The 23514-nt window shown below is 36.8% G+C and carries 23 protein-coding genes and 1 pseudogene; 21 read left to right on the forward strand and 3 right to left on the reverse strand.

What is annotated here, in order from left to right; all coding sequences use genetic code 11:
- Positions 1 to 40 precede the first annotated feature (40 nt).
- From HW278_RS12050 to HW278_RS12065, 4 genes and pseudogenes are all read left to right on the forward strand, one after another.
- Entirely contained in the window at positions 41 to 1786 is a 1746-nt protein-coding gene (locus tag HW278_RS12050; protein ID WP_178977948.1) for an alpha-amylase family glycosyl hydrolase, read from the forward strand.
- A gap of 3 nt (positions 1787 to 1789) precedes the next feature.
- A pseudogene (locus HW278_RS12055) lies at positions 1790 to 2547 on the forward strand (Mur ligase).
- 27 nt (positions 2548 to 2574) lie between these two features.
- Complete coding sequence (locus HW278_RS12060) at positions 2575 to 3135, forward strand: hypothetical protein (RefSeq protein WP_002671901.1); 561 nt, start codon at positions 2575 to 2577, stop codon at positions 3133 to 3135.
- Positions 3136 to 3139: 4 nt separating this feature from the next.
- The gene (locus HW278_RS12065) at positions 3140 to 3610 is read left to right on the forward strand and encodes a hypothetical protein (protein ID WP_178977949.1); all 471 of its coding nucleotides are present in this window, start codon (positions 3140 to 3142) and stop codon (positions 3608 to 3610) included.
- Here the strand turns inward: HW278_RS12065 and mnmE are convergent.
- Together mnmE and HW278_RS12075 are read right to left on the reverse strand one after the other, a co-directional pair.
- The gene (gene mnmE, locus HW278_RS12070) at positions 3572 to 4990 is read right to left on the reverse strand and encodes a tRNA uridine-5-carboxymethylaminomethyl(34) synthesis GTPase MnmE (protein WP_178977950.1); all 1419 of its coding nucleotides are present in this window, start codon (positions 4988 to 4990) and stop codon (positions 3572 to 3574) included. The two genes, HW278_RS12065 and mnmE, sit on opposite strands and share 39 nt — an antisense overlap.
- 56 nt (positions 4991 to 5046) lie before the next feature.
- Positions 5047 to 5493, reverse strand: coding sequence for a helix-turn-helix domain-containing protein (locus tag HW278_RS12075; protein ID WP_178977951.1), 447 nt, complete (start codon positions 5491 to 5493; stop codon positions 5047 to 5049).
- 387 nt (positions 5494 to 5880) lie between these two features.
- Between HW278_RS12075 and HW278_RS12080 the strand changes: the two genes are divergently transcribed.
- The 13 genes from HW278_RS12080 (at position 5881) to HW278_RS12140 (ending at position 20179) form a co-directional block, all read left to right on the forward strand.
- Positions 5881 to 6936, forward strand: coding sequence for a M14 metallopeptidase family protein (locus tag HW278_RS12080; RefSeq protein WP_178977952.1), 1056 nt, complete (start codon positions 5881 to 5883; stop codon positions 6934 to 6936).
- Between the two features lie 182 nt (positions 6937 to 7118).
- Positions 7119 to 7544 carry a hypothetical protein gene (locus HW278_RS12085; RefSeq protein ID WP_410493717.1) on the forward strand — a complete coding sequence of 142 codons (426 nt, stop codon included), beginning with the start codon at positions 7119 to 7121 and terminating at the stop codon, positions 7542 to 7544.
- 26 nt (positions 7545 to 7570) lie between these two features.
- The gene (locus HW278_RS12090; RefSeq protein ID WP_009420604.1) at positions 7571 to 8077 is read left to right on the forward strand and encodes an Lrp/AsnC family transcriptional regulator; all 507 of its coding nucleotides are present in this window, start codon (positions 7571 to 7573) and stop codon (positions 8075 to 8077) included.
- A 96-nt stretch (positions 8078 to 8173) separates the two neighbouring features.
- Positions 8174 to 10552, forward strand: a complete 2379-nt coding sequence (locus HW278_RS12095) for an McrB family protein (protein WP_178977953.1) — start codon at positions 8174 to 8176, stop codon at positions 10550 to 10552.
- A complete protein-coding gene (locus tag HW278_RS12100) occupies positions 10533 to 11846 on the forward strand; it encodes a 5-methylcytosine restriction system specificity protein McrC (RefSeq protein ID WP_178977954.1) in 1314 nt (437 codons plus the stop codon). Before HW278_RS12095 ends, HW278_RS12100 begins: the two co-directional genes overlap by 20 nt.
- Positions 11847 to 11865: 19 nt before the next feature.
- Complete coding sequence (locus HW278_RS12105) at positions 11866 to 12561, forward strand: class I SAM-dependent methyltransferase (protein WP_009420607.1); 696 nt, start codon at positions 11866 to 11868, stop codon at positions 12559 to 12561.
- 177 nt (positions 12562 to 12738) lie between these two features.
- On the forward strand, positions 12739 to 14358 hold the full coding sequence (locus tag HW278_RS12110; RefSeq protein ID WP_178977955.1) for an ABC-F family ATP-binding cassette domain-containing protein: 1620 nt from the start codon (positions 12739 to 12741) through the stop codon (positions 14356 to 14358).
- A 120-nt stretch (positions 14359 to 14478) separates the two neighbouring features.
- Positions 14479 to 15516 carry a hypothetical protein gene (locus HW278_RS12115; protein WP_178977956.1) on the forward strand — a complete coding sequence of 346 codons (1038 nt, stop codon included), beginning with the start codon at positions 14479 to 14481 and terminating at the stop codon, positions 15514 to 15516.
- 19 nt (positions 15517 to 15535) lie between these two features.
- Complete coding sequence (locus HW278_RS12120; protein ID WP_178977957.1) at positions 15536 to 16144, forward strand: hypothetical protein; 609 nt, start codon at positions 15536 to 15538, stop codon at positions 16142 to 16144.
- A 197-nt stretch (positions 16145 to 16341) separates the two neighbouring features.
- Entirely contained in the window at positions 16342 to 16767 is a 426-nt protein-coding gene (locus HW278_RS12125; protein WP_178977958.1) for a hypothetical protein, read from the forward strand.
- Between the two features lie 114 nt (positions 16768 to 16881).
- Positions 16882 to 17328: a GyrI-like domain-containing protein gene (locus HW278_RS12130; RefSeq protein WP_178977959.1), complete on the forward strand. Its 447-nt coding sequence runs from the start codon at positions 16882 to 16884 to the stop codon at positions 17326 to 17328.
- 43 nt (positions 17329 to 17371) lie between these two features.
- On the forward strand, positions 17372 to 18721 hold the full coding sequence (locus HW278_RS12135) for a tetratricopeptide repeat protein (RefSeq protein WP_178977960.1): 1350 nt from the start codon (positions 17372 to 17374) through the stop codon (positions 18719 to 18721).
- Positions 18722 to 18724: 3 nt separating this feature from the next.
- Positions 18725 to 20179 (forward strand): lipopolysaccharide biosynthesis protein, encoded by a 1455-nt coding sequence (locus tag HW278_RS12140; protein ID WP_178977961.1) that lies wholly within the window; start codon positions 18725 to 18727, stop codon positions 20177 to 20179.
- Between the two features lie 64 nt (positions 20180 to 20243).
- Here HW278_RS12140 and HW278_RS12145 read toward each other — a convergent pair whose 3' ends face one another.
- Positions 20244 to 20387 (reverse strand): hypothetical protein, encoded by a 144-nt coding sequence (locus tag HW278_RS12145; RefSeq protein ID WP_220389377.1) that lies wholly within the window; start codon positions 20385 to 20387, stop codon positions 20244 to 20246.
- Between the two features lie 162 nt (positions 20388 to 20549).
- Here HW278_RS12145 and HW278_RS12150 point away from each other — a divergent pair, with 162 nt between their 5' ends.
- The 4 genes from HW278_RS12150 to HW278_RS12165 all read left to right on the forward strand — a co-directional run bounded on the left by HW278_RS12150 (position 20550) and on the right by HW278_RS12165 (position 23513).
- Entirely contained in the window at positions 20550 to 20993 is a 444-nt protein-coding gene (locus tag HW278_RS12150) for a hypothetical protein (protein ID WP_178977962.1), read from the forward strand.
- Positions 20990 to 21511 (forward strand): hypothetical protein, encoded by a 522-nt coding sequence (locus tag HW278_RS12155; protein WP_178977963.1) that lies wholly within the window; start codon positions 20990 to 20992, stop codon positions 21509 to 21511. The genes HW278_RS12150 and HW278_RS12155 overlap by 4 nt, the downstream gene beginning before the upstream one ends.
- Positions 21512 to 21593: 82 nt before the next feature.
- The gene (locus tag HW278_RS12160) at positions 21594 to 21872 is read left to right on the forward strand and encodes a SemiSWEET family transporter (protein ID WP_002666358.1); all 279 of its coding nucleotides are present in this window, start codon (positions 21594 to 21596) and stop codon (positions 21870 to 21872) included.
- A 165-nt stretch (positions 21873 to 22037) separates the two neighbouring features.
- Positions 22038 to 23513, forward strand: a complete 1476-nt coding sequence (locus HW278_RS12165) for an SLC13 family permease (protein ID WP_178977964.1) — start codon at positions 22038 to 22040, stop codon at positions 23511 to 23513.
- Position 23514 lies beyond the last annotated feature (1 nt).

The raw sequence follows: 23514 nt of genomic DNA on the forward strand, positions 1-23514 counted from the left end.
TGGTTAATGATTAATGGTTAGTGGTTAATACTTTTATAATATGGCTGTAATGAATGATAATAAAATAGTAGTTTATCAGGTGCTTACAAGGCTTTTTGGCAATACTAATACCACTAATAAACCTTGGGGGACGATAGAAGAGAACGGTGTAGGTAAGTTTGCTGACTTTACTACAAAAGCTCTTGAAGAACTCAAAGCATTAGGAGTAACACATATTTGGTTTACAGGGGTGTTACACCACGCCCTTACTACTGACTATACGGCTTATGGCATCAGTAACGACTTTCCCGCAGTGGTAAAAGGTCGTGCGGGTTCGCCTTATGCTATTAAGGATTACTACACTGTAAACCCCGACCTTGCCGATGACCCTACACAACGCTTGGAGGAATGGGAAGACCTGATTGCCCGTACCCACCAATGCGGACTGAAAGTAATAATGGACATAGTGCCTAACCACGTGGCGCGTCGGTATGAGAGTATAGCCAAGCCGGAAGGCATACGCGGTTTTGGCGAAGACGATGATACCACCGTACAATATGCGGTAAATAACAATTTCTATTACAATCCTAATGAAGCTTTTCAGTTGCCTGAGGGTATTTATGGCGAGTATCACGAGTTTCCTGCCAAATGGACGGGTAATGGTGCACGCGCTTCTAAACCCGACCGCAATGACTGGTATGAAACGGTAAAACTCAACTACGGGGTACGACCTGACGGCACTAAGGATTTTGCTGAACTACCTGCAAGCTTTGAGAATGAAGATACTGAAGCGCATTACCACTTTTGGGCTGATAAAACAGTACCCGACACTTGGAGAAAATTTAAAGATATAGCCTTGTATTGGCTCGGGAAAGGAGTAGACGGCTTCCGTTATGATATGGCTGAAATGGTGCCGGTGGAGTTCTGGAGTTATCTCAATTCGGCTATCAAGCACCAAAATCCAAAGGCATTTTTATTGGCTGAAGTATACAATCCTAATGAATATCGTCCTTATCTGCATTTGGGCAAAATGGATTATCTATACGACAAGGTGCAACTGTACGACACTTTGCGCAATATTGTGACTCACGGGCATAGCACCGATGCCATTGCCCCTATACAGCACAACCTTGCCGATATTGCACATCGTATGTTACACTTCTTGGAAAACCACGACGAACAGCGCATAGCTTCGCCTGAGTTTGCGGGATATGCTGAAAAAGCTAAACCCGCGATGACAGTCTCTACGTTTATTAGCGAGTCGCCAGTGATGCTGTATTTTGGTCAGGAAGTAGGGGAGAAAGCAGCAGAGGTAGCAGGATTTGGTAGTCCGTCGCGCACGTCTATATTTGATTATATAGGTGTTCCTGCACACCAGCGTTGGGTGAATAACAAACGCTTTGACGGCGGTCAGTTATCAGAGGCAGAACGTTCTTTACGCAATTTCTACCAGCGATTGCTCAACTTAAAAGTAAATGGGGCTTATATTGATTTGCACCAATACAATCGACAGCATACTGAGTATTACAACGATAGGGTGTATAGTTTTGCAAGAGGCAATGAGGAAGAACAGTGGGTGATTGTGAGCAATTTTAGTGAGCACGACTATTTTGGTTTTGACTTGCAGTTGCCAGATTACTTGTTGGGTAGTTGGTTCTTAAACGATGGTACTTATACGCTTACCGATGCTCTTTACAATGAAAAACACACTACCTTACAGATTGCAAATGGTAAAGGAAGATTGCGAGTAGATATAGCGCCTTTGGAGTCTTTAATATTCAAAATTAGCAAATTAGTAGATTCGTAGATTATGAACATTCATTTTATAGTAGCTCCCAGTACGCATTTGCGTCCGTTAATGGCTGAGCTACACAAAAGACATCATATCACTACACTCCCCGAAGAGATGACGGCTACAATTGATTACGTGGTGGTAGACCCGCATCTTTCGCATACACACCCAGACTTATTACAAGCGCAACACTTAGGACTTAATATTCTATCGCCTATCTCTTTTCTATACGAATACTTTAAACACAAAACTCGTGTAGTGATTACAGGTAACAAAGGAAGAAAAGAAGTATTGGCAAGGGTGCTCCACACTATGGATTTTTGTAATCAACCAGTTAGCTACTACTTTGAAAGTCCTATCGAAGGGAAGCAAGTGCATTTTGCTGATACTGAATTTGTGCTTATAGAAGGTAATGAAGAGAGAGCTATGTTGCACCCCACAGTAGCTCTTATCAGCGATATGATAGAAGAAAATAAAGATATTTATAAACAATTTATAGAAGGAATAACCAAAGGAGGAATACTCATTTACAATGAAGAAGACCTGCTATTAAATGAGTTAGTAGGGAATAATGAGAGTCCTATTCGCAAGATGGAGTATAGTATTCCAGCGTTTGAAACTCATAATGGTGAGACTTACCTCATTACCCCGAAGGTGAATTGCCCTTAGGTGAAACAAGTGCTGAACAATTGAGCTATATAGAAGCAGCCAAATGGGTATGCCAGAATATGGGCATAGACGAAGCCGACTTTTATGAGGCAATGGCAAGTATTTAATAAGATAATAATTAAAAATTTAGATATATGAAGTTTTATTTTTCACTCATAGTTTTAGCTTTAAGCTTTTTTACAGCTTGTAATTCGAGCAATCAAATAAGTAAAGATGAGGTGTCTAACCTTATTGCTGATTATTTAGAAGAGAACCCTTTATTCGAGACAGGAAAATTTAATACCAATAAGCAGAAGTTAGACAGTACTAAAGACAAAGATTTGCTAATTACTATACAGGAATTAGCAGATGAAGGGCTTATTGATATTAATAATGAGAAAAGTAGGAAGAGATGGTTTTCAAAGGATAGTGTATATGTAATCTCTCCTACTCTTACTAAAGAAGCACTTCCTTACCTTGTGAAACAGAACAAGAACAGTGCTAATGTTAAAACAATCATTTATAAATTAAATGATAAAGGGATTACTATTGAGAAGAACTCAGAAAAGGTGGTTATTTGTAATGTAGTATTAGATAAAGAGAAAACACCTTTTTACAATTTTGGTAAAGACCCGTATCCTAATACAACCTTTATTACTCAGAAGTTTAAGTTGAAATACAATGAGAAAAATGGCTGGAAGATTATAAAGAAATAAACTTATGAAAAACGTAACTATACTTGGTTTGGTACAAGCATTATTAAGCCTTATATCTGGGATTTTAATATCCAAAATGTCGTTTATAGGGAAAATAGGCATAAGTACAATGTACCGTGAGTATACCATTTTTAAAACTTGGTGGAAAACGGCTCTTTTATTATTGGTAATACAGTTAGTACTTATTGCTGTATTACAACTGTTTAAAGCAAAAGTAAGCGTATCGTTTAGTAGATTATTAGCCTTTTTACTTATTGTTTTAGGGGGAATAGGAGCTTACTTTACCTATATTGACTTCACAACTACTTCACATAAAATGATGAGGTTGAGCTTTCATTTAGGGTTTTATCTGTTTTGGGTAGGGTGGTTTATCACTTGCTTCTATTATTTGTTGTTCAAGAAGAAGAAAAAAGAAGATAATATTCAGCAAGATATCTTATTTGCCAATACAGAAGCGGGAAAAGATGTTTCCTAAGACCTCATCATTGCTTACAGCTCCTGTAATAGTACCTAAATGATAGAGAGCTTCGCGGATATCGATAGCTAATAGGTCACCTGAAAGTTGTAATTGTAATCCTTGTTCTATTCTTTCAATACTTTGTAAGGTATTGTGTAGAGCTTCGTAGTGGCGGATATTAGTAATAATAGTTGCTTTACCTGTATTATTAAGACTTTGAGCATAGTGAGAGAGAAAATCTTTAAGGGCTAAAATATTGTTTCCTTCTTTAGCTGATATTCTCAGTAGTGTATCGGTATAACCTTTCAAGGATTGTAAAATCTCATTATCAAAAGGAGTTATATTACTTTCTGTTGATAAGTCAGTTTTGTTATGTAATAGTACAAATTTAGTTCCTTCACGGTAATTTTCTTTTACAAAAGAAATAATCTCTTGGGCAGAACTATCTTTTACATCGAATAAGTAAAGCACAATAGAGGCTTTTTCTATCTTTTCTTTAGCTTTTTGTACACCTATAGCCTCGATTTGGTCTTGAGTATCACGAATTCCTGCGGTATCAATAAAACGAAAAGCAATGCCTCCTATATGAAGCGTTTCTTCAATAGTATCGCGGGTAGTACCTGCAATATCCGATACAATAGCGCGTTCTTCGTTCAGAAGGGCATTTAATAAAGTGGATTTGCCTGCATTAGGTTTCCCTACAATAGCCACAGGAATACCATTTTTTAGTACATTACCTACGGAAAATGATTGTAAGAGAGATAAAACAGTGGTTTTAATAGTGCTTAAAAGCGTTTTAAACTGAGTTCTATCGGCGAACTCTACATCTTCTTCCGAAAAGTCTAATTCAAGTTCTATTAATGAAGTAAAGTTTAATAATTCTTGTCGTAATCCTTCTATCTCAGAAGTAAAACCACCTCGCATTTGCTGTAATGCTACCTGATGAGAAGCCTTACTATCGGAGGCAATCAAATCGGCAACGGCTTCCGCTTGATTGAGCGCTAATTTACCATTGAGAAAAGCACGTTTGGTGAACTCCCCAGCATCGGCTAAACGAGCTCCTTTTGCCAAGCACAGCTTGATAACTTCTTCTACGATATAATTACTTCCGTGACACGAAAACTCAACTACGGGCTCACCTGTATAAGATTTAGTTCCTTTGAAAATAGTAGCCAAACACTCGTCGATTACTTGGTCTTTACTTTCGAGAGTTCCTAAATGAACTGTATGTGACGGAGCTTCAAGTAAAGATTTTCCTGTATAAGGTTTGAACACCGAGTCGGCAATAGCTATGGCTTCTTTTCCCGATAGGCGAATTACAGCAATAGCACCGACCCCTGAAGCAGTTGCTAAAGCTACAATCGTATCATTTATATATAACGAATTATCTCTCTTCATTCTATGTTATTGAAAATTGGTGCAAATGTAGTGATTTTTTCATTACTATCAATCTACTAATTTTCAAAAACCTCAAAGCGATTATCTTCATAAAAGAAAATAATTCGTTTAATATGCTTATTAGTGAGTAATGGTAAGGCTTTTGGCTCTACTTGCTTTTCTTCTATTGCAGCAGAAGGTGGAGCAGGAGTAGAGGCTTGCATTTCTATTTCAGGAATATCACTAAAAAGGTCAGGTTGTTGCGTTTTTTTGGCACTGGCAAGCTCTTTATCTTCCTTACGAGGGAAACTTCCTTTTCCTTGTGTAATCCAATACATATCTACTTCAGGAAATTTTTCGATGAGCTTTAGGATAAAATCCAAGCTCGGTTTGTTGCGTTCTGATAAGAGATGAGAAATCCCTGAACGCTGAATCTCTAAGCTATCAGCAAAGGCTGCAGCATTTAAACCGTAATAATCCATCACTTGTTGTAAGCGAATGGCAAAGTCTGATGTGTTTAACATTGTAACGTTTATTTATTTTTCTAAGAATGCACAAATGTAAATCAATATTTTGAGATATACAAGTATAAACAAGGATATTTTTTATCACATTAAAGTATTTATTTATGTTTACAATGTAAATTATTCGTTTATAGTATTATACAAAACCACTATAAGAATAATCTATAGGTGTAATCATTATGAAAATGGTATTTCAGAATAGGAGGGAAAGCCTTTTTATAGAGCATAATAATCGTTGATTAGTATATTTAGTATAGTTGATAGTTTTACAATTGTAAATACTAAGTGATACAAATGTAACACTTAAATATAAGGGAACTTTTACTTTATTACAGGTTGTACTTTAATGAATATTTATTACTTTTGCTTTTAAATATTAATATACAGATGAAAAAACAGCTTTCTGGACGTTATATCACTTATCCGATGATAGCCCCACTTTTAGATAAATACCCTTTTGAGGAGGTAATATCCTTAGGTACTTCAGTTAAAGGGACACCTATTAACTTGTACAGAGTAGGGAAAGGTCATAAAAAGATACTTATGTGGTCGCAAATGCACGGTAATGAATCAACTACTACCAAAGCACTTTTTGATGTTTTAAACGAGCTTAAAACAGCTGATTTCTTATCGGAATTAAGTGTTTATTGCATTCCTATGCTTAATCCCGACGGTGCTGAGGTGTTTACACGTGTAAATCATAACGGCGTAGACCTTAACCGTGATGCCGATGAACTTACACAACCTGAGAGCAAGTGTTTGCGGAAAGCTTATGAACTTGTACAGCCTGATTATTGCTTTAATCTGCACGACCAGCGCACTATTTTCAGTGTAGGACAGACACCTTTGCCAGCTACAGTTTCTTTCTTAGCACCTGCTTATAACGAAGAGCGCAGTATTAATGAAGTACGCCAGAAGGCAATGGAAGTGATTGTAGTAATGAATAACACTTTACAGCACCATATACCTAATCAGGTAGCGCGTTTTGACGATAGTTTTAATATTAATTGTACGGGAGATAAGTATACACAATTAGGTACGCCCACTATTCTTTTTGAAGCAGGGCACTTTTCTAATGATTACAACCGTGAACAAACGAGAGTATATATTGCTATGGCTATATTTAGAGCTCTACAATATATAGCTACTTGTGATGTTACAAATGTAAACCATAAAGATTACTTCAGTATACCTGAAAACGATAAATGTTTTTACGATATTATTTTAAGAGACGACACTCACTGTGGTAATGATGTAGGTGTTCTTTATAAGGAAGTTTTGGAGAATGGGCAAATCTCGTTTGTGCCTTATATTGCTGAGATAGGTGATTTATCTAAAAAATACGGGCATAAAGAAGATGTTTTATCGAAGTTTATAAGTTCAGCTATTGATAAAGATTATATTAAAAATCACTTGGATTTATCGGCATTGAAAATAGATTAATGGTGAATGGTTAATGATTAATGGTTAATTAGATGTAGCTTATAGGAAACTTATAGAATAGACGAACAATGAGTGGCTCTACAGTGGGTCTACAGTGGGTCTACAGTGGCTCTACAGTGGCTCTACAGTGGCTCTACAGTGGCTCTACAGTGGCTCTACAGTGGCTCTACAGTGGCTCTACAGTGGCTCTACAGTGGCTCTACAGTGGCTCTACAGTGGCTCTACAGTGGCTCTACAGTGGCTCTACAGTGGCTCTACAGTGGCTCTACAGTGGCTCTACAGTGGCTCTACAGTGGCTCTACAGTGGCTCTACAGTGGCTCTACAGTGGCTCTACAGTGGCTCTACAGTGGCTCTACAGTGGCTCTACAGTGGCTCTACAGTGGCTCTACAGTGGCTCTACAGTGGCTCTACAGTGGCTCTACAGTGGCTCTACAGTGGCTCTACAACGAACGAAAGACGAACGATGAACGAAGGAACAACGAACCTAAGTAGAAGGAAAGTTGAAGCTAAGGCAGAGATAAAAAGAAGGTTATGGGTAGACTTCAACTTAAAAAGTATGTTGCAATTTGGAATATACAAAAAAACATTGTTACTTTGCGCTTTTTAAAAAAAGAACTCATAAACTTAATGTAGATGGCAAAATATAGATTAGATGAAATGGATCTTAAGATATTGGATATTCTTATAGAAGATGCACGAAAACCCTATATAGATGTTGCTAAGGCACTTGATATATCGTCGGGGACAGTGAATGTACGGATAAGAAAAATGGAAGAATTGGGGATTATAAAAAGTTCTGCCATTTCATTAGATTACGAGAGAATGGGATATACTTTTATTGCTTATGTGGGTATCTTTTTGGAGCGCAATCATCAAGCTGAGTATGTTTTGGAACAATTAGAGGCTATCCCGTTTGTAACAGAGGCACACATTACTTCAGGGAAATACAATCTGTTTTGTAAAATTAGGACAAAGGGGGTGAAACACGCTAAGGAAGTTATTTATATGATAGACGACATTCAAGGTGTGTCGCGCTCAGAGACAATGATATCGATGGAAGAGGCTTTTAACGATAAGAGTCGTTTGCTTCATAAGGCTTTCCGAGAATTGGATTTATATGATTTTTTAACTACTAAATAAGAACTTTTTAAAAGGGCTATCTGAATGAAAAATCGGGTAGCTCTTTTTGTTTATACAGAAAATTGAGTAATTTTGTTGCGCAAAAACTGAAATACTATGAATGAGAAAATACAAGCACTCATAAGCAATTACATTCGTTTCTTACAAGAAAAACCTTCTAATCCTGATGAAGTGTACAAATGGCAGGCAATAGAACATTTTGAGCAGCATTGGGATATTAATGCCCCTGATTTTTACGAAATGTTTAAAGAGGCTTTTCGGAAAAAGGATAATTTAGTAGATTACCGTCCTTTTGGTATATTGGAAGCGTTAGGAGAAAACTATCCAACGAAATTAAAGGAATTGTTGGGTATTGTTTATGGGACTGATGATTTCTATACCAAATTGGGAAAATGCAGGACTTTCACTGAAAATGTTATTGATGACTTAAAAGAGAAAAGCAATACAAATTTTAGTACAAAAATTGATGAGCGTACTCTTTCTTTTTTACTGACGCTGAAATTCCCTAATGAGTATACTTTTTATAAAAGGGATATTTATACTAAGTTATGTGAGTATTTAGGAGAAGTTTCTCGAAAAGAACACAAATACGAGCATTTTATTGAGTTGCTTACCGAAATCACGACTTATTTTAACAATCCTGAGTTAAAACAACTCACGAGCAACTTTATTCCACAAGGTTTTGATGAACCTTTGCTATTGGCTCAGGATATTGTGTACCAGAATATGACAATTTCTTCAGAAAAAGCATTTAGAAACGTATTGGATAAGATTCCTAAGCATTGGGCTTCTGTTTTCTTTTACAAATTAGGAAATATTATAGAGGATTTAGCATTAGAAGATACCGAAAATCAAGTGTTCAGTGTTAGATTAGATGAAAAATCACTTCGTTATCACATAGGGAAGAGGATTTGTTTGAGTGTAAGTCCCAAAGAATTTCTTTTTATTGCGGGAAGGGAAGTAGATATTCCCAAACTGAGAAGGGAAGAGTTTGAAAGACCTAACAATGCTTTTCTTTATTATCAGGGAACCCCACAACACATTGAAACATATTACTCTGATATCAAAAATGCTGTCAAAGAAGAGATAGCACTTGATAAGGAAACTTATCCTAAAAGTTATGATAATAGCTATTTCAGGGAATATGTTTTTGAAAAGAAATACAAAGTAGAATTTGAAACCATAGAAAGTAATATGACAAATCAAGCGATTAAGCCTACGATTATTAACCTACTACATTACAAACACCAAATCATTTTACAAGGTCCTCCAGGTACAGGTAAAACCCGTGAAGCCAAGCGTATTGCCAAACAGCTATTAGGTTTGAATGACAATGATAGTTTAGAGGGTAATGAGCAGTTTAAACTGATTCAGTTTCACCCCAGTTACTCTTACGAAGATTTTGTAAGGGGCATTGTCGCCAAGCCTAATGAAGAGGGAGACGGGATTGTCTATACAGCTGAAAATAAAGTGTTATCTGAGTTTGCAGAGAAAGCTTTGAATAATTGGAATAAAACACAACAAAGTACTCAAACTCTAGAAGAGCAGGACATTTTTGAGGCTTTTATAGAACATATCAAAGAAGAATTAGCTCAAAGTGAAGACTACAAATACCCACTAACTGAAGCCGTTTATCTTTTTGATGCTGATGACAAACGATTTAAATACAAAGGCGATAATTGGGTTGCTCATTCCAAAGGGTTAAATATGAAATTTTCAGAGATAAAAAAGATTATAGAGTCTGGAGCTGAAGAAAGACAAGATATTATGAAAAATTCTAATCTTGAGGCTTTAACTCATACATCATCAACTTATTTCTTAAAAATAGTAGAAGAATACTATGAATTCAAACAAACATATAAACCTATTGTAACGGATATACCCCTTAAAAACTACGTTTTCATTATCGACGAAATCAACCGTGCGAACCTTTCAACAGTATTAGGGGAACTCATCTATGCCTTGGAATATCGCGGGGAATACGTGGAGAGTATGTATGCCATCGATGATGACAATAGTTTCACACTACCGCCTAACCTCTACATCATTGGTACAATGAATACGGCTGACCGCTCGGTAGGGCATATAGATTATGCCATTCGTCGGCGCTTTGCCTTTGTGAATGTGTTGCCTAAGGAGTTAGAAGGGAATTTTGATAAAAACTTGTTTAAAGCAGTAAGTAAGCTCTTTATTGAGAACTATGATGAATATATTAACAATACAGATACTGAATTAAAACGTGCCAAAACCTTATCACCTGAATTTAAACCAGAAGATGTGTGGCTTGGACAGTCGTATTTTATTCAGAAAAAATATAGCGATGGAAAAGATGTGCCTATGTCTATTCGTTGGGAATACGAAATCAAGCCTATTCTATTGGAATACATAAAAGATGGGATACTCATAGATAATATAAAGATTGAAGAACAAATGCAAGAAATTAAAACATTAGTCTATGAAAATAACCCTTCTTGAACATCAACCCTATAGCATCAAAAAAGAAGAGGGGAGCATTTACTTTGAAGTAATACCTAAGATTTGTCCGTATGTATTGAAGAAAGATAAATGGGGAAATCCTATATATCCTTTTGAAATTAGTCGTACAAATGAGGAAGAAGTGTGTTTGCAGGCAGGCTATTACGTGGGGGCTTTGTGGTTGGTAAAACATCACAAATTCGTATATATAGAGCCTAAAATGAATAAAAAACACATTGTTGAAGGCTTACCTACCCAAGAGGAAGAATGGGCAGAAATCGACTACCTAAAAATGCTTCTCAGTATTACGGCGCTCGACCCCAAACATACACAAAATCTTATCAAAATCTATTGGGACGAACCGCTAATTGCCATCGAACAGCAAAAAGACACGCTCACGCCTTTCCTAATGGTACAATTCCTATTGCTACTGAAGCGTATTGTGCGCAAAGGACTTAAAAAATCGTACTATACGGTGGAGGAGAATCTTAATAACCGCATCAAAGGCAAGATACAGTTAGGTAAACACCTCAAACAAAATGTTTTTAAGAACAAACTCACAGCCCACGTATGTAGGTATCAAGAGTTTGGAATGGATAGCCTCGAAAATCGCTTTTTGAAGAAAGTTTTGCAGTTTATCATCAGCTTTAAGAATACACACTCTAATTACTTTGCAGGCAATGACGAGTCTATTCGAGAAGTCATTACGTATTGTAGTCCGCATTTTGAGTTGATTTCAGAAGAACTTGACGTAGAAAACCTCAAAAAACTTACTACTAATCCTTTTTTTAAAGAATATGAGGAAGCTATTCGCATTGGGAAGCAGATTTTGAAGCGTTTTTCGTATAATATCACCGAAACAACCCAACAAAAAGTAGCTATTCCGCCTTTTTGGATAGATATGCCCAAACTTTTTGAGTTATATGTATACAAAAAACTACAAGAACAGTTCGGCAATAGGGGAGAGGTACACTATCATTTTACGGGTGATTACACTGAATTAGATTTCTTGCTCAACACTCCAGAATACAAAATGGTGATTGATGCCAAATACAAAACTGTTTATGAAGATAGTAGAGTGATAGACGATATTCGTCAGGTGAGTGCTTATGCGCGTTTGGAAAGGGTTTATAAAGCCCTAAAAATAGATGACGATAGGTTGATAGATTGCCTTATCATCTACCCCTCATTCGAACAAAATACCGATTTAAACATCGCAAATAAAAAGGAGATACATCAGTACAGAAATATTTATAAATTAAGTGTTTCTGTTCCATTAATCATTAACAATTAATCATTTATCATTAAAAAATATGTCACAATTCTACAATAGTATCGCTGAGAAATACGATGCTATCTTTCCGCTATCGCCTGCACATAGGTTTTTTTTCGCTGCCGAAGTGCACGGCAAGACAGTTCTTGATGTAGGAGCGGGTACGGGCAACCTTACCGCCTATCTGCGCGCACAGGGCTATGATGTTACGGCTATCGACCTCAGTAAGGCACTCATTGCTCAGGCTACTGTCAAGGGTATTGAAGTGCAAGAGCTCAATATGCTTGCTATCGATACTTTACCTATGTTCGATACCATTATCAACATTGGGAATACGCTCCCACATTTGGATAATAAAGACGAAGTGCAGACTTTTCTTAAAAAGGCTTATAACCAACTCACGCAAGGAGGCAAACTTATCTTGCAAATGGTAAACTTTGAGAAGTATTTTGCCCAGAAAGAAGGTAATTTTCTCGGTAACCTGCCTCTAATAGAGAACGAAAAAGTAAAGTTTGAGCGTTCTTATCACTTAAATAGCGATAACAAGGTAGTTTTTAAGACAGTTTTGGACGAAACTATTGCCAATGAAGAGCTTTTACAGCCTATTCTTTCCCAAGAACTCACCCAATGGCTCTCTCAAATAGGTTTTAAAGACCTTAAACTATACGGCAACTTCAAAAAAGAGTCTTTTAATCCTGAAACTTCAATGGCGCTTATTGTAACAGCTCAGAAATAACTTCTCTATACAATTGCTATTATTTCCATATCTCACAAATATTCCGTACTTTTGCACTTTAAAACAATACATTATGGCACGATTAGGAATATTATGTGCCTTAAACAAGTAACTCAACGTTATATTTATAGTAGATATTTAATTTAATCATTTATCATTAAACATTAATCATTAACAATGTTATCAGTATCCAATTTATCCGTACAATTCGGCAAGCGCGTCCTCTTCGATGAGGTAAACGTAACTTTTACACAAGGCAACTGCTACGGCATCATCGGTGCCAATGGGGCAGGAAAATCTACTTTCCTTAAAATTCTTTCAGGCAAGCAAGAACCTACTTCGGGACGTGTTATCCTCGAACCGGGCAAGCGTATGTCGGTGCTCGAACAAGACCACTACGCTTATGACGACTACACCGTTTTAGACACGGTGATTATGGGCAACAAAGTCCTCTCCAAAGTCAAAAAAGAGATGGACGACCTCTATGCGGACTATTCCGATGAGCACGCCGAACGCATTGGTGAGCTACAAATACAGTTTGATGAGATGAACGGCTGGAATGCCGAGAGTGATGCGGCTGCACTGCTTTCTAATTTGGGCATTACCGAAGATATGCACTACACTCTAATGTCCGAAATGGACGGTAAGCTCAAGGTGCGAGTACTTCTCGCGCAAGCGCTCTTTGGCAACCCCGATGTACTTATAATGGACGAGCCTACCAACGACCTCGACTTTGAGACCATTGGCTGGTTGGAGAACTTTTTGGCAAACTATGACAATACGGTGATTGTCGTTTCCCACGACCGCCACTTCCTCGATGCTGTTTGTACTCATATCTCGGATATTGACTTCGGAAAAATCAACCATTATTCGGGTAACTATACTTTCTGGTACGAAAGTAGTCAGTTGGCAGCGCGTCAGCGTGCACAACAGAACAAAAAAGCGGAAGAGAAAGCCAAAGAGTTGCAGGAATTTATCGCGCGCTTTAGTGCTAACGTGGCAAAATCAAAGCAGGCGACCTCTCGTAAGAAGATGTTGGAGAAACTCAATATCGAGGAAATCAAACCGTCCTCTCGTCGTTACCCTGCCATCATTTTCGAGCGTGACCGCGAGGCTGGCGACCAAATCCTACACGTGGAAAACCTTGCCGCGTCTATCGACGGACAGGTATTGTTCCAAAATGTGGACATTAACCTTGCCAAAGACGACAAAGTAGCCGTGATTTCTAAGGATTCACGTGCCACCACTGCCTTTTATGAGATTCTCAACGGCAACCTCAAGCCCGATGCGGGTACTTTTGCGTGGGGCATCACCACCTCGCAGTCTTACCTGCCGGTGGATAACTCCGATTTCTTCACTCAAGACCTTTCCTTGGTAGATTGGTTGCGCCAATGGGCGAAAACAGAAGAAGAGCGCGAGGAAGTATACGTGCGCGGGTTCTTGGGCAAGATGCTTTTCAGTGGCGAGGAAGCCCTCAAAAACTGTAAAGTGCTCTCAGGAGGCGAGAAAGTGCGCTGTATGCTTAGCCGTATGATGATGTTGCGCGCCAATGTGCTTATGCTCAACGAACCTACTAACCATTTGGATTTGGAGAGCATCACCGCCTTCAACAACTCGCTGAAAAACTTCAAAGGTACCGTGCTTTTCACCACCCACGACCACGAATTTTCGCAAACTGTCGCCAATCGTATCATCGAGCTTACTCCTAATGGCATTATCGACCGCTATATGACCTTTGATGAGTATATGGACGACAAGAATATTCAGGAATTGAGGGAAAAAATGTATAAACAATGATTAACGGTTAATGATGAATGGTTAATCACAGCACTTTGGCAAAGGTCATTGCACAAAAAGGTGATAAAAATGAACTTTGCCAGAGTGTTTTAAGAATCTTTTTAGAAAAAAAATGTAATTATGGCTAAAAATCCTAAGATAGAGTTTTTTATTATAAACATAAACTCTTACAAGAAAGAAAAACCTACATTTAGAGACTTATTTACTGAGCTATATAGTATTAAAAAAAGTAAAAATACGAGAGATAATATAGACAATAGTGTCTTAATGAATACTTTCTTACAATATATTTTTGATAAAATCAGTGGTAAGTATAAGGTTGATAATCAAAAGAAGAAAGCTTTTTATATTGAGAAAGAAAAAAAGAAGAATTTAAGTAAAAATATTAAGTTTCTATCTGAAAAACATATTATCCATGGACTAATTAAAGGAGGAGAATATGATACTGGAAAAGAAGAAGGAGATTTGAAAAATCCTGATAAGAAAAGCAAACTTTCAAATACATCTGTACTTTTAGATGATTTTTACTTTTTACTTTTTACTCCTTTAGATAAGAGTAAAGGTATTCTTATTTTACAAAATTATACGTCAGATCAAATTTCGGATGTTTTCTTACCTTTTATTCGGGACTTATTCAAAATTGATAACTTATCTTTGAAAGCTATTCTTAAACCTTTTATGCCGATTGAAATGCAAAAAGAAATCAAAAAGAATGGTATAATTGAAAAGTTTACTTTTTCTAATGAATATTTAATAGATGATTTAGATAGAGATACACATTCCTCAGAAAACTTTATAATTGAGGTAAATATACTTTCTAAGAGTAAAAATATAAATCCTCTTTCTCTATCTTTTTGGAAGAAAAAAATTAAAGATTTTAAAATAATAAATTCTAAAGGAGAAGCACGATCTTTAGATACATTCAATAAACAATATGGTTATATAAGGGAAGGAGGAAGTACCTTATCTACTCCTACTCGATTTGTTTTAGATGATGATTCAATAAAAATAAAACCTACTATATTTTTACAGAATTATATAAAATTAGAAGAAAACTATACTCCAATATGGAAAGAATTGGAAGATTTTGCATTAAAAACATTGGAAGAAATTGTAATACCTGAAGTATATCCTGAAGATTTTATAGATGAAGATTAGAAAGAATATAATCCTAATTTTGAAAGAAAGTTTTAAATGGCGAAATAGAAACCTATTAGAAAAAGAAAACAATAATCCTCTAGAATTAACTTTCAAAAATATTTTTAAGTCAAATATTTACTATATAATATTTGCTATTATTATTTCTCTTTTTGTAAAGAACTTATTCAAGGATGAAAAAATAAGTACTTTTCTTATAACTCTGTTTTCTATTCTAATTTGTTTTATAGTCCCAGCTTTGACTTTAATATTTGATAAATTCTTAGGAAAAAATATTGAAAATAAAGAAAATAGAATTAGTAATAAAGATGAGTTTATTAGAACTAAAAATTTTAGTAGAAAGTTTATTTTTATTCTATTAGAATCATTATTAATATGTTTTACTCTAATTGTTCTACTATTACTTATAGTAATGTTTAATGATTTTTTTATAATTGATATAATGAAATATAGATTTGTAACAATTAGTAAGTATAGTATTTTAATAGGAGTAAAGAATTTCTTTATAATCACATTTAAAATTATAATAATAACTTTAGTTATTCGCTTATTTGTCTTCATTTTTTATTTATTAGGTGCATTAGGAGAATATATGAAAGGAGTATTAGATGGTAAGACAAAATTATAATTTCACTAATTAATACTTATAACTAAAATTAATTATACAACAATAAGCACTACAGCGAGAAGTCTCAACAAGGCGATACCTCCGTAGATATTTTTATAGGTGTAAAAGAGAACAAATAGCCCCAACTTTTAGAGAGTATCGGTAAGTTTGTAAGAAGTTAAAGAGAATTTATTAAAAACTATTTAAATAAAAAGAAAATGACAAAGAATATTACTATTTGGATCTTTAGCGTATTGTTTTTACTGATTACTTGCGCGGGTATCAAAGATTTTTATCAAACAATGACCTACGATGAAGTTTATATTGGTAGTCATTTTGGGGCAGGGGGTCTGATTTATTTCAAAGATTATCCTTTATTATTAGCTGTTCTATTTGGTATTACGGTATTCTTACCTCCTATAAGTGTTGTTACGGTGCTATTTTTTCGCAAGAAGGTAGCTACTTCTATGATGATGTATGTGCTTATAGCAATGGTATTTTTATACGTTTATACCTTTTGCTTTCGCAATCGTTGGCAATTATTAGGAGAACAAACCTCTATATTTGATATAGTAATCTTAGGGCTCTATCTTTTATACTACTTATACCTTTTGTTGCTAAAGAGGAAACATATCATTAAGTAATACAAATTTACACTTGGGATCACACTTTGGAAGACAAACCCCAACTTTTAGAGAGTATCGGCAAGTTTGTAAGGAGTTAGAGGAGATTTTTTGAAAAATAAAAACATATAAAAAATGAAAATCATCGGAATTAGTGTACGCACTACCAATCAGAACGGACAAGCGATGCAAGACATCGGAAACCTTTGGCAACGCTTTTTTAGCGAGCAAATTTTGGCAAAAATACCCAATAAGGTAAGCGATGCTATTTATAGCATCTACACTGATTACCAAAAGGACTATACCGAGCCTTATACTTGTATAATAGGGGTGGAAGTTACCACGCTCAGCACGATTCCCGACGGCTTAGAGGGCAGAGAATTCCCTAAACAAACCTTTCAAAAGTTTGTAGCCAAGGGTGCAATGCCTCAAGCAGTAGGGGCGATGTGGCAACATATCTGGGACAATGATGCTACGCTCAATCGCACTTATATATATGACTATGAGCGCTACACCGAGAAGTCTCAGCAAGGTGATGCCTCCGAAGTAGATATTTTTATAGGCGTAAAAGAGAACAAATAGCGAACTTAAAAATAGAGGATCGCCAAAAAACCTCTTAACTAAAATGATGTTACCAGAAGAAGAAAACTACGCGGTTACCAAATTCGAATTGATGCTCAAAGAGAATAACATTCTCTTTTTCGACGTTGATGAATTTGAAGAAATCGTAGAATATTACTTAGAATACGGACGCATTAGCAAAGCGAAACGTGCCTTGGAAATCGGTTTGTCACAACACCCCGATGCTTCATCACTTAAATTGCTAAATGCAGAACAATTGGTGTTTGAAGACCGCTTAGAAGAGGCTTCGGAACTCCTCAATGAACTGTTGCTCATAGAACCTATGAATGCTGAAGTGCACGTGCAACAGGCTAATCTGTACTCTAAAATGAACAAACATCATCGCGCTATTGAGTTGCTACAATACGCCATTACACTTACCGATGACGTTTCGAATATCTATGCCCTAATGGCAATGGAATACCTCTATACGGAGGATTATACCAATGCCAAAAAGTATTTTACCAAATGTTTGAAAGAAGACCCTCAGGATTATACCGCGCTCCAACAGTTAGTGTTCTGCTATGAGGTGTTGGGAGAAGTGCAAGAGGCAACCGACTTTCTAAACACTTACTTAGACCAAAATCCTTATTGTGAAGTTGCTTGGTATTACCTCGGTAAGCTCTATCTATCCATTACCGACCATAAAAATGCCTTGCGTTGTTTTGATTTTGCTATCATCAGCGACGATACTTTCACGGGGGCTTATTTCGAGAAAGCTCGTGTGCTCGAAATGATGGAAGATTACGAAAAAGCTATCGAAAACTATAAGATTACTCTTACCTTAGACGACCCTTCAGCTTTAGCTTATCTACACATTGGGCGTTGTTATGAGAAAATGCGTAACGATGCCAAGGCAGAAGAGTATTATTTCAGGGCTACTCACGAAGACCCTCAGCTCGATAAGGCTTGGATTACCTTAGCCGACTTCCATTACTTGCGTCATAATCACGCTAAGGCTCTAAAATACATTAAAAAGGTACTTACTTTTGAATCTAATGAGCCTTATTATTGGCGCCGTTACGCCGAGCTGAATTATTATCACTTTCAGAACCTAAAAGAAGCAGAATACGGCTATCGGAAAGCGGTACAAAACGGCGATTATTCCTATACTACCCTTATCGAATGGATTGACCTACTGTTGCTCTCTCAAAAATACCGAGAAGCCTTATCTATCATTGCCGATATAGTACAAATCTACCCGCACGAGCTGGAGAATTACTATCGTATTGCTTTGGCTTATTACGGATTAGATGATTTAGAGGAGGCTACTCATTATTACCACTTAGGCTTACAACACGCACCCGAGTGGCAGTTGTTTTTTGAACACAAATTCAACTTTAAAATACAATAGTTTATGGGGATAGTGCTCCGTCAATCGTTTAAGAATGTGTTGGCTACCTATTTAGGGTTTGCTATAGGGGCACTGAACACCCTTTTCTTGTTTACTTACTTCCTCTCCAAAGCTCAGTACGGATTGGTGAGTTATGTTACTTCTACTGCCACCATTCTGTCCCCTCTTATCGCCTTTGGAGTGAACAATACCTTGGTGCGTTATTATACTGCTTATCAAGATAAGAAAGAGCAAGCGCAATTCAACCTGATGCTTTGCTTTTTGCCTTTGCTCATCATTGTGCCTGCCACCTTTGTCGGGATAATTGGGTACGAACAGATTGCGCAATGGCTTTCGGCTAAAAACGAAGAAGTACGCGATTACGTTTTTCTCATCTTCCTCACTTCCGTAGCGATGGCTTACTTTGAAATTGCTTATGCGTGGACGCGCGTACAGCTAAAAACCGTCTTTGGCAATTTCCTAAAAGAGGTATTCCATAGGGTAGGAGTGATGCTCCTGCTATTAGCCATTTATTTGCAGCTCATCGACTTTCACCAACTGATATGGGGCGTATTTTGGGTCTATGCCTTGCGTATGCTCTTGATGTTTGTTTTCGCTTTCTATGTACGCCGACCGCAATTTGCTTGGGGGTTGCCTAAGAACAAGAAAGAAGTCTTTTTGTACAGCCTTTTTGTGATTTTATCGGGGTCGGTAGCTTCTGTATTGATGGATATTGATAAGTTTATGCTCAACCAATACTTGCCTATCGGTGAGATTGCCGTTTATAATGTAGCCATTTTTACAGCTACGGTGATTGCTATTCCGTATAGGAGTATGTACCAGATTGTGAGTCCACTGACGGCACAATTTATGAATCAAAGCAAGCCAAAAGAGCTATCCGACCTGTATAAGCGTAGCACCGTGAATACTTATTTTGTGAGTATGGTGATTTGTGTGCTTATCATCGTCAACGCCCAGCAGTGTTATGCTCTTCTACCTGATAAGGATTACAGCACAGGACTCACGGTGCTTATCATCATATCGATAGTAAAGCTATCGGACGCCTTAGTAGGTTTCAGCAATGCGGTATTACTCAATTCACCTTACTATCGCACCGTATTGTTTTTGGGTGTTTTTTTGGTCATAGGCACCGTTTTAATGAATATTTGGCTCATACCGCTTTACGGCATCAATGGGGCGGGATTAGCAACCCTAATCGCTTTTAGTTCGTATAACCTACTCAAGTCTGTTTTTGTGTATCGCAAATACAACTTGCAGCCTTTTTATAAAGAAACGTTACAGACCACCCTCTTTGGTATCGTAGCCATAGGAGGTTTCTTCTTTTGGGACTTTCCGTTTCACCCTCTTGTAAATATCAGCTTAAAATCATTACTCGTAGGGGGAGTCAGTGTATTTTTTCTTCTTAAATTGGGAATTTCGGAGGAGTTAATAAGGCTTATTCGCCGATTTAGTAATTAGTAAATTAGTTCTTGTATTCGCTTTTCGTATAGAGTAGAGCCACTGTAGAGCCACTGTAGACCCACTATAGACCCACTATAGACCCACTGTAGAGCCACTGTAGACCCACTGTAGAGCCACTGTAGAGCCACTGTAGAGCCACTGTAGACCCACTGTAGACCCACTGTAGACCCACTGTAGACCCACTGTAGGTTCGTTCTTCTTTCATTTATTATTCGGTGAAACTCTATGCTAAGTATGTTTGTATAATTGTTATGAATTTGTTCATCATAAAAGATATCCCAAAATATCTTTGTATATGATACTTTTTTCTGTATCTTTGTCGTTGGATTTTAGTAACCCTAAAATGTACTAAAAAAATAAATGTAATATGCATCCACGTATCAAAAACATTCTTGAAAATTACACTTATCCTATTATCAAATCTATTACTTACCCTAATGGTGATATGCTTGTTTTGGAGGGACAATGGATTAAAGAGAAGTATCACCTAAGAATTTTGTGTAAATCGTCCTTAGATAGTTATTTTTCTTATAACGAAGAGGATTATGTCTCTAATCTCTATCCGAAAATTATGGTAGAGAATGCCCAATATAAAATTTATGGAGGTGAATGTAGTTGGGAAGGAGATGGTTTTATTTACATTATCAATAAAGAAAATGGGGAACTTTTATGGTTTTTGTTTTTGGATAATAGCGAGTATTTTAAGGAAGCCTATTTTGAGGATACAAAACATATAATCGCTCGTTCTGAACTTGGCTTACGACTAAGAATTCCTATTAATGAACCTGAAAAACTAAGTGTAATAAAATGACTTTAGAAGAGATAAAAGCAATTGTCTATTACATTCAAGGCTTACAAGCCCTTTGGAAAGAAGGCTATAATGCTAAAAAAGTAGGAGATTATACTTCCAATTTTATATGCAAAGACTTCAGAGACTATAATACCACAAATGAGCTGTGGGAGGTTATCAATGAGTTACGGCTTATGGGAGAAGGAGAAGAATGGGAAAAAACCAAAGAAGAAGTAGAAGCTCTCATTCAAGAGAAATTAGGAATTAGTATTTGCGAACCTATCAGTATACTTTCTTACTCAACTAACTTGTTTATAAAGCAACTTACTAATGATTTCTCAACTGATTCACTAGTTTTATCGTTTATTGAACAGATAGAAGAACTTATTACTTATCAAGAATATACTTTGGCATTGGAAAACTTACTGAAAAGCCTTTTGGAAAAATGTATTTTTATTCCAAGAGATACTTTAGCTATTTTGGATAACATAGAAGACCCTCATATTCGTAGATTACAAGCTTCGTTACGCAGAGTGTAAAACAAAAATTTTTCTAATTATTTTTGAAGTTTCTTTGTAAAATACGCAAATTATTACTATCTTTGCAGAAAACCATATTATTATGAACGAAAAAAGAAATATCAAGCAAAAAATTAATTTGTTTATAGGTTCCATAGGAGCCTTTATAGGAGTGGCGGTATTTGTAGCCTATATTCCTCAAATTATGGCCAACTTAGAGGGGCACAAAGCACAACCTTGGCAACCTTTGTTTGCAGCGGGGTCTTGTCTTATCTGGGTCGTGTATGGCTGGACAAAAGAGCCTAAGCCAGATTATATTCTCATTATCCCCAATTTGGTGGGGGTAGTTTTAGGATTTTTAACTTTTATTACTTCTCTTTAAATACATTGAGTTATAGGATATATTTCAATTAAAACAAAGAAAGTAAAATATAAATAAATCCATCAATAAAAAACTATCGTTTTTCTTTGGTGGATTATTCTTTTTTTATACCTTTGTCATTCGTTTGTTAAATAGCAAATAACTTTTTAAACTTACCAAAATATTATGTCTAAAGAATTAGAAAATGTAATGACCAATCACTTTGAAAAAAAACACCTTATCGCTTTGATATGTATAGTGATTGTAACTGCTGTAGTGTGGAATTTGCCTACTGAGGTGTTTCATATTAGCGGACTAACGGTGATACATCAGCGAATTATCGCTATTTTTGTGTTTGCCACTCTTATGTGGATTAGTGAGGCTATCCCTTCGTGGGCTACTTCGCTGGGTATCATTACCCTAATGTGTTTAACGGTTTCTAACCACAGTCTGTTCTTCTTTAAAGGAGAAGAGAACGAGATTTTCGGAAAACTACTCAGCAGTAAAGAGATTATGGCTACCTTTGCCAACCCTGTGATTATACTCTTTTTAGGTGGTTTTTTCTTGGCTATTGCCGCTACCAAATCGGGGTTAGACGTCTTGCTTGCCAAAAATTTGATACGTCCGTTCGGAAATAAAAGCGAGAATGTGCTATTGGGTTTCTTGCTCATTACGGGTATTTTCTCAATGTTTGTGAGTAATACCGCTACGGCAGCTATGATGCTCACTTTTCTTACTCCTGTTTTTGCAGCATTGCCTGCAAGTGGTAAAGGACGTACCGCGCTCACAATGAGTATCCCGATTGCCGCTAACTTAGGCGGTATGGCTACTCCTATTGGTACACCTCCTAACGCTATTGCTCTGCAAGCTCTTAATGACCCAAAAGGACTGAATATGGGCGTTGATTTCGGCGAATGGATGTCGTTTATGTTTCCCTTAGTGCTTTTGTTGCTATTCATCTCGTGGCGACTCATACTGAAATTCTTCCCTTTTACTCAAAAGACGATCAACTTACATATTTTAGGAAAAGTACATCGTGGTTGGCGTATGTGGGTAGTTAGTGGCACTTTTATCATTACCATTCTTTTATGGCTACTCCCCAGTGAACTAACAGGCATTGATGCCAATACCGTTGCCTTAGTACCTATGGGTATCTTTGCAGCAACAGGCGTGATTACCGCCAAAGACCTACAGTCCATCAATTGGAGCGTTATCTGGATGGTAGCGGGAGGTTTCGCTTTAGGTTTAGGTATCAATGAATCGGGCTTAGCCGAACTTGCTATTGATACTATTCCATTTGGGTCGTGGTCGCCTATAATAGTATTGATTGCCTCAGGACTTATTTGTTATCTTCTCAGCAACTTTATTTCCAATACTGCTGCGGCAGCCTTGTTAATTCCTATTTTGGTAACTATTTGTCAAGGAATGGGAGAAAACCTAAGCGCAATAGGAGGTACCTCTACAGTGCTTATTGGGATAGCTTTGGCAGCATCATCAGCGATGTGTTTGCCTATTTCTACCCCTCCAAATGCCATTGCGTACTCTACAGGCTTAGTAAAACAAAACGATATGCTGAAAGTGGGGCTTATCGTAGGGCTTATCAGTATGGTGATAGGGTACCTTGTTTTATTTATTGTAGGAGAAACACATCTCTTAGGCTAAT

The sequence above is a fragment of the Capnocytophaga sp. oral taxon 902 genome (genome assembly GCF_013394735.1).
Lineage (GTDB): Bacteria > Bacteroidota > Bacteroidia > Flavobacteriales > Flavobacteriaceae > Capnocytophaga > Capnocytophaga ochracea.